At 64.7% G+C, this 7408-nt stretch carries 4 protein-coding genes and 1 riboswitch; all 4 genes read left to right on the forward strand.

The genetic code is table 11. The features are described from left to right. Positions 1 to 402 precede the first annotated feature (402 nt). A riboswitch (cobalamin riboswitch) is annotated at positions 403 to 603 on the forward strand. A 92-nt stretch (positions 604 to 695) separates the two neighbouring features. Continuing rightward, entirely contained in the window at positions 696 to 1763 is a 1068-nt protein-coding gene (gene cobW / locus ACI77I_RS24790) for a cobalamin biosynthesis protein CobW (protein ID WP_406998797.1), read from the forward strand. A 3-nt stretch (positions 1764 to 1766) separates the two neighbouring features. After that, positions 1767 to 5528 carry a cobaltochelatase subunit CobN gene (gene cobN, locus ACI77I_RS24795; protein ID WP_406998799.1) on the forward strand — a complete coding sequence of 1254 codons (3762 nt, stop codon included), beginning with the start codon at positions 1767 to 1769 and terminating at the stop codon, positions 5526 to 5528. Positions 5529 to 5590: 62 nt separating this feature from the next. Next, entirely contained in the window at positions 5591 to 6589 is a 999-nt protein-coding gene (locus ACI77I_RS24800) for an ATP-binding protein (RefSeq protein WP_406998801.1), read from the forward strand. 53 nt (positions 6590 to 6642) lie between these two features. Next, on the forward strand, positions 6643 to 7245 hold the full coding sequence (locus tag ACI77I_RS24805; RefSeq protein WP_083360413.1) for a VWA domain-containing protein: 603 nt from the start codon (positions 6643 to 6645) through the stop codon (positions 7243 to 7245). Positions 7246 to 7408: the final 163 nt, after the last annotated feature.

Here is a 7408-nt window from a genome sequence, read left to right on the forward strand (position 1 = left end):
CGGCTGTCAGGCCGCCTCGATTTTGCTTTTGATTTAACCACTCAGGTCGGCTACTAGGCCGCCGTGCTTTTGATCTTGATCTTGATCTGAGGCGCCCCGTTAAACCACGCTGGCCGAACGCAGGCTTTGGAGCGGGGGTAAACCGGCAGGACGCCGGTTTAGCCGCCATGGGCCAAGGATGGCCCATGGCGGCGGCCCCCGCTCCAAAGCCGGAGTGAGGGCACACCGAGCCTAGGCGAGGTGCCGAGTGGTGGGGCAAGAGCCCTTTGCTTACTTTGGGGCTTTTCCAAAGTGAGCCGCTGTAAGAGCGGAACCATTAGTGGCCGTTACGGCAAGAACGGATATGTACACCAACCAACCAACCCAACCCAACCCCATCATTGACCATCCCCCACGCACTGCGTAGCCTTGCACCTTCGAGGTTCTTCGGCCCACGCCGAAGCTAAGAAGGGAACGCGGTCCAAGCCGCGGCTGCCCCCGCAACTGTAAAGGGTTTAGCTGACTGCCACGCCACTGCCAATACGGCGGGAAGGCGCAGCCAGCGCCGGTCGCAAGACCCGCACGCCCCAAGCCAGGAGACCTGCCTCGCAACCGATTTTCTACTTCAACCGGGCGGGGTGATCCGGTGACGAAATCCGCTGCTGCGCGCCGTCGCAGGGCCTATCGTCCCGTATGCCCGCCCCAAAGGGCATCCGATGAAAACACTGGCCAAACTCCCCGTCACCATCGTTACCGGCTTTCTCGGCTCGGGCAAAACCACCTTGCTACGCCACATGCTCGACAACGCCCAGGGCCGTCGCATCGCCGTGATCGTCAACGAGTTCGGTGAGTTGGGCATCGACGGTGAAATTCTCAAGCAGTGTTCCATCGGTTGCACCGAAGAAGAAGCCAACGGCCGCGTGTACGAACTGGCCAACGGCTGTCTGTGCTGCACCGTGCAGGAAGAGTTCTTCCCGGTGATGCGCGAACTGGTTGCCCGTCGCGGCGACCTCGACCATATCCTCATCGAAACCTCCGGCCTGGCCCTGCCAAAACCGCTGGTACAAGCCTTCCAGTGGCCGGAAATCCGCAGCGCCTGCACCGTTGACGCAGTGATCACCGTGGTCGACAGCCCAGCCGTGGCCGCTGGCACTTTTGCGGCGTTCCCGGACCAGGTCGACGCCATGCGCAAACTCGACCCGAATCTGGATCACGAATCGCCGCTGCACGAGCTGTTCGCCGACCAACTGGCCAGCGCTGACCTGGTGATCCTCAACAAAGCCGACCTGATCAGCCCTGAAGACTTGGCCCGCGTGCGCCTGGAAGTCGCCGAAGAGCTGCCGCCCGCCGTGAAGGTCATCGAAGCCAGCAGCGGTCGCCTGCCGCTGGACGTGCTGATCGGCCTGGGCGCCGGCTCCGAAGAACACATCGACGGCCGCCACAGCCACCACGACCATCACCACGACGATGAAGGCGAGCATGACCACGATCACGACGCCTTCGACTCCATCTCCATCGACCTGCCGCAAGCCGACGAAGCGTTGCTGCTCGACGCCTTGGCTCAGTTGGTGGTGCAGCACGGCATCCTGCGCGTCAAAGGTTTCGCCGCGATCCCGAACAAGCCGATGCGCCTGCTGATCCAGGGCGTGGGTACGCGTTTCGACAAGCACTTTGACCGTGCCTGGGGCGCCGACGAAGCACGCATCACGCGCCTGGTGCTGATCGGTCAGGAACTGGACGCGGCGGGCCTCGAAGCGCAGCTGCGCGCAGCGCTCAGCGTTTAACCCATGCACCTGCTCAGGACCCAGCCCGGTGGTTTCGTCTCCGACGACAATATTGCCGACTTAGGCCAAACCCCCGCTGAACTGGTGATCCTGTGCAGCGGTGATTCCAGCCTGGCGTTGTTGGCCGAAGCGGCTCAACAGCTGCCCGACGACTACCCAAGCGTTCGTCTGGCCAACCCGATGCAGGTGCAAAACCACGCCTCGGTCGACCTGTACGTCGATGAGGTGCTGCGTCACGCCAAGGTCATCCTGATTTCGCTGCACGGCGGCATCGGTTACTGGCGCTACGGCATCGAGCGCCTGGTGGAATTGGCCGAGCGCGGCGTGCAACTGATCCTGGTGCCGGGCGATGACCGCCCGGACCCGGAACTCAGCAGCCTCAGCACCGTAGGCGTAGATGATCGTGATCGCCTCTGGCACTTCCTGCGCCAGGGCGGGCTGGGCAATGCCTTGGATTTTTATCGCTGTTTGGCAAGCCGCTACCTGGGCCGCGACTACGCCTGGGCCGAGCCGCAAACCTTGCCGCGCACCGCGATTTATCACCCGCACATAGCCAACGCACGCCTGAATGATTGGCAGGCGGATTGGCAGCCGGATTTCCCCGTGGCGGCGGTACTGTTTTACCGCTCGCACCTGCAGGCGGCCAATACCGGTTTTATCGATGTGTTCTGCCAGCGCTTGCAGGCGGCGGGCCTTAACCCGTTGCCGATGGCGGTGGCCAGTTTGAAAGAGCCTGGCTGCCTGACGGTGGTCGAGGACTTGCTGGATGAAGTGCAGGCGGCGGTGATTCTGAACACCACTGGGTTTGCCCAATCCAGCCCCGAAGCGCCGCATTTGCGCCCGTTTCGCCGCAATATCCCGGTAATCCAGGCAATTTGCGCCCAGGACAACCAGCCTGGCTGGGAGGCCAGCGAACAAGGCCTCGGCCCGCGCGACTTGGCGATGCACATCGCCTTGCCGGAGCTGGACGGGCGCATTATCAGCCGCCCGATCAGCTTCAAGGACCTGGCCTGGCGCAGCGAGCGCAGCCAGTCCGACGTGGTGTGCTACCGCGCCGCGCCCGAGCGCATGGATTTCGTCGCTGAGCTGGCACGCCGTTGGGTCGAACTGGCGCGGGTGCCGAACGCGGATAAACGCATCGCGCTGATCCTCGCCAACTACCCGACCCGCGACGGCCGTATCGGCAACGGCGTGGGTCTGGATACGCCGGCGGCGGCGCTGAATATCCTGCGCGCGCTGCAAGCCGAAGGCTATCCGCTGCCCCGTGAGTTGCCTGACAGCGGCACCGCCCTGATCCACGAATTGCTCGGTGGCGTGACCAACGACCTCGACAGCCTCGACCTGCGCCCGTGCCATCAAAGCCTGGGCCTGGATGATTACGAGGCGCTGTTCAAGCGCTTGCCCGAAGCCAATCGCCAAGCCGTGCTGGAGCGCTGGGGCGCACCCCACACCGACCCGATGTGCCGCGACGGCCGCCTGATGATCGCCGGCCTGCGTTTTGGCCTGACCTTCGTCGGCATCCAGCCGGCGCGCGGTTATCAGGTCGACCACAGCGCGGTGTACCACGACCCGGACCTGGTGCCGCCTCACGGTTACCTGGCGTTCTACTTCTGGTTGCGCCACACCTACGGCGCCCACGCCGTGATCCACGTAGGCAAGCACGGCAACCTCGAATGGCTGCCGGGCAAAGGCGTGGGGCTGTCGGAAAACTGCTGGCCTGATGCGCTGCTCGGGCCGCTGCCGAACATTTACCCGTTTATCGTCAACGATCCGGGTGAGGGCGCCCAGGCCAAGCGCCGCACCCAGGCGGTGATCATCGACCACTTGATGCCGCCGCTGACCCGCGCCGAAACCTACGGCCCGCTGCGCAATCTTGAGCTGTTGGCGGACGAGTATTATGAGGCGCAATTGCTCGACCCGCGCCGCGCGCTCGAACTGCAAAAAGACATCCTCAAGCTGGTGCGCGAGACCCGTATCGACCAGGAACTTGAGCTGGATAACGACGCCGACGCGGCGGTCTGGCTGCCGCGCCTGGACACCTACCTGTGCGACTTGAAGGAGTCGCAGATCCGCGACGGCCTGCATATCTTTGGCGAGTCGCCCGAAGGCCGCTTGCGCATCGACACCTTGCTGGCCTTGCTGCGCATCCCGCGCGGCGATGGCCGTGGCCCGCAATCGAGTTTGCTGCGCGTATTGGCCAAGGCCTTCGAGCTGGGTTTTGACCCGCTTGATTGTGCGCTGGCCGAGCCCTGGACCGGGCGCCGCCCCGAGGTGTTGCAGCAAATCGATCAACAGCGCTGGCGCACCGCCGGTGATACCCGCGAGCGCCTGGAGTTGTATGCCGCGCGTTTGATCGAGCAAGCGCTGGAAGGGCCGCTTGAGCAACTTGAAGAGCCCGGTTGGGAGGATGTGAAGTCGGTCATTGAGAGCCTGCGCATCGTCGTCGCGCCACGCCTGGACGCGTGCGGGCCGGCGGAAATGCGCGGTTTGCTGGATGCTTTGAGCGGCCTTTTCGTACCGGCCGGCCCCAGCGGCGCGCCAAGTCGCGGGCGCCTGGATGTGCTGCCCACCGGGCGCAATTTCTTTACCGTGGACGTGCGCAACCTGCCCACCACCACGGCCTGGCGCATTGGCTTCCAATCCGCCAACCTGATCCTTGAACGGCACCTGCAAGACCATGGCGATCACTTGCGCCAGCTTGGCCTGTCGGTCTGGGGCACGGCCACCATGCGCACCGGCGGCGACGACATCGCCCAGGCCATGGCGTTGATGGGCGTGCGCCCGGTCTGGGCCACGGGCAGCCAGCGGGTGGATGACTTTGAGATCCTGCCGATCAGTTTGCTCGACCGCCCGCGTGTTGACGTGACGCTGCGCGTGTCCGGGTTCTTCCGTGACGCGTTCGCCAACCTGATCCGCCTGTTCGATGCGGCGGTGCAGGCGGTGGCGGCCCTGGATGAACCGGATGATATGAACCCGCTGGCGGCCAAGGTGCGCAGTGAGCGTGAGGCCTTGCGCCTCTCGGGCCTGGACGCAGAAGCCGCAGCCAAACAAGCCGGCTGGCGCATCTTTGGCGCCAAGCCGGGGGCGTATGGCGCGGGCGTGCAGGGCGCGATTGACAGTCGTCTGTGGCAGAGCCGCGAGGACTTGGCCGAGGTCTACTTGAACTGGGGTGGCTACGCCTACGGTGGTTCCGATGAAGGCACCGCTGCCCGCGAACAGTTCGCCCAGCGCCTGAGCCAGGTGCAGGCGGTCCTGCAAAACCAGGACAACCGCGAGCACGACTTGCTCGACTCCAACGACTATTACCAATTCCAGGGCGGTATGCTCGCCGCCGTGGAAACCCTGAGCGGCGATAAGGCCGCCAGCTACCATGGCGACCATAGCCAGCCCGACTTGCCGAAGATCCGCACCTTGAAGGAAGAGCTGAACCGGGTGATCCGTTCCCGCGCCGCCAACCCCAAGTGGATCGACGGCGTGAAGCGTCATGGCTATAAAGGTGCGTTCGAAATGGCCGCAACCGTGGACAACCTGTTCGCGTTCGACGCCACCACCGCACTGATCGATGATCACCAATACGCCTTGCTCGCTGACGCGTACCTGCTCGATCCTGACACCCGGGCCTTTGTGCAGCAGCACAACCCCGATGCCCTGCGCGACATGACCGAGCGCATGCTCGAAGCCCAGCAGCGTGGCATGTGGCAAGAGCCGGGCGCCTATCGCGAGGCGTTGGAAAACCTGTTGTTGGACATAGAAGAAGGCAGCTAGCGCGCCACAACAAGGCCGCCCACAGGAAATTACCTGTGCCGCAGAATTTAACGAGAACGTGCATGACTGATATTCCACATTTCCCTCTGTCCGCCGTGGTCGGCGCCGACGACCTGAAACTGGCGCTGTGCCTCACCGCCATCGACCCGAAAATCGGCGGTGTGCTGATCGAAGGCCCGCGCGGCATGGCCAAGTCCACCCTGGCACGTGGCTTGGCGGACCTGCTCGCCAGTGGTCAGTTCGTCACTTTGCCGTTGGGCGCCACCGAAGAACGCCTGGTCGGCACCCTGGACCTGGACGCCGCACTGGGCGAAGGCCGTGCGCAGTTTTCCCCCGGCGTACTGGCCAAGGCCGATGGCGGCGTGTTGTACGTCGATGAAGTCAACTTGCTGCCCGACCACTTGGTGGACCTGCTGCTGGATGTGGCCGCCAGCGGCACCAACCTGATCGAGCGCGATGGCATTTCCCATCGCCACTCGGCACGTTTTGTGTTGATCGGCACCATGAACCCGGAGGAGGGGGAGTTGCGCCCGCAGCTGCTCGACCGTTTCGGTTTCAACGTGGCATTAAGCGGGCAAACGCTGCCCACCGAGCGCGGGAAAATCATCCGGCGCCGGCTGGATTTCGACAGCGATCCCGCCGCGTTCTGCACGCAGTGGGCCGAGCCGCAAGCCGCCTTGCGTGAACGCTGCACCCAGGCGCGAGCACAGCTCGACGGCATTGAGCTGGATGACCAGGCGCTGGCACAGATCACCGAGCGCTGTTTTGCCGCCGGGGTCGATGGCTTGCGCGCTGACCTCGTCTGGTTGCGCGGCGCCCGCGCCCATGCGGCCTGGCGTGGCGCTACCGCCATCGCCGAGGAAGACATCGAAGCGGTGGCCGAGTTTGCCTTGCGCCATCGTCGTCAAGCGCAAACCCCGCCGGCAAGCCCGCCCAATCAAGGCCAGGCGCCCCAGCCTTCAGACACTTCACCTGGCCAGGGCCAGTGGGGCGACATGCCCGCGCCGGCCTTGCCCACGGGCGCACGCCGGGAAGTACCCACCTGGCCAAAAAAGCCCTAGGCATTCGCCCCCGACCTGACGCGGGGGCGGATGCCCGGCCCAAGGCGGGGCGACTGGACAAAGGCAGGCACGGCAAGGCGCGCAGCGCCAAACACGGCGCGATCAACTGGCCCGGCACCTTGCTCGGCGGCCGGCCGCAGTGCCGTGAGGATCTACTGTTCCACCTGCGCAACCGCGCGGCCCATGAGTTGTGGCTGGTGATCGTCGACGCCTCGGCGTCTACGCGGCGCCATGGCGCGTTGACCGACGCCAAAGGCCTGCTCGCCCAGTTGTTTGATGACGCTTACCGGCAACGCGCGCGCATGGCGTTACTCACGGCCAGCGGCCACTCGCCGAAGTGGCAAGTGCAGGGCCTCAAGGCCGCCAAAGGCTTGGCCGGTTGGCTCGCTCAGCTCGGCGCCGGCGGCGGCACGCCGTTGCTGGCGGCCTTGTCCGAAGCCGGGCAGTGGCTGCACGCGCGGCGCCAGCGTTACCCCGCCGAGCAGCAGCGTTTGCTGGTGATTACCGATGGGCGGCTCAAGGCTATCGACGGCCTGCCGCTGCTCGATTGCCCGGGTGTGCTGGTGGATATCGAGCGCGGGCCGATCACTCTCGGCCGGGCCAAACAGCTGGCGCTGCAATTGCACCTGGACTATCGGCATATCGACGCCGTGTAACTGCAATAAAAGTGAACGCTGCTTGATTCCCGCTTGTCCCCGCTTCCCATGTCACCCCCTACCTGCCAAATCCCTTAATTTTCCAAGCCTGCTGGAAGCCTCTTCAGGCCCCCGGCTGCGCCCGCAGTTTTTTCAGGGCGCCCAGCACACCCTATGCAAGCGG

This window comes from Pseudomonas sp. D47 (assembly GCF_045447305.1).
Lineage (GTDB): Bacteria > Pseudomonadota > Gammaproteobacteria > Pseudomonadales > Pseudomonadaceae > Aquipseudomonas.